Source organism: Shigella sp. FC1661 (assembly GCF_001712525.1).
Lineage (GTDB): Bacteria > Pseudomonadota > Gammaproteobacteria > Enterobacterales > Enterobacteriaceae > Escherichia > Escherichia coli.
Map to the genome: position 1 here is coordinate 1 of NZ_MDGW01000472.1, position 475 is coordinate 475.

Annotated in this window: 1 pseudogene; it reads left to right on the forward strand. The window is 51.6% G+C overall.

Features of this window, described 5'->3' with window-relative positions:
• Positions 1-153: 153 nt before the first annotated feature.
• Positions 154-475: pseudogene (locus BFF42_RS20675) on the forward strand (transposase); the annotation flags it as partial.

Below are 475 nucleotides of genomic sequence, written 5' to 3' on the forward strand. Positions count from 1 at the left end.
CTTCGGCTTTGAACTCTTTAGAGTAACGTTGGTTTTTTCTGCTCATTATTAGCTCCTTCTGATGCCATTCTATTTCAGGAAGGAGTGTCCGTTAAACTCTGAACCGCCCCGGGAATCCTGGAGACTAAACTCCCTGAGAAAGAGGTAAACAGGATGACTAAAAATACTCGTTTTTCCCCCGAAGTCCGTCAGAGGGCGATTCGTATGGTTCTGGAAAGTCAGGGCGAATATGACTCACAGTGGGCGGCAATTTGTTCCATTGCCCCAAAGATTGGCTGTACACCGGAGACTCTGCGTGTCTGGGTACGCCAGCATGAGCGGGATACCGGAGGCGGTGATGGCGGGCTCACCACCGCTGAACGTCAGCGTCTGAAAGAGCTGGAACGTGAAAATCGTGAACTGCGCCGCAGTAACGATATCCTTCGCCAGGCTTCCGCTTATTTTGCGAAGGCGGAGTTCGACCGCCTCTGGAAAA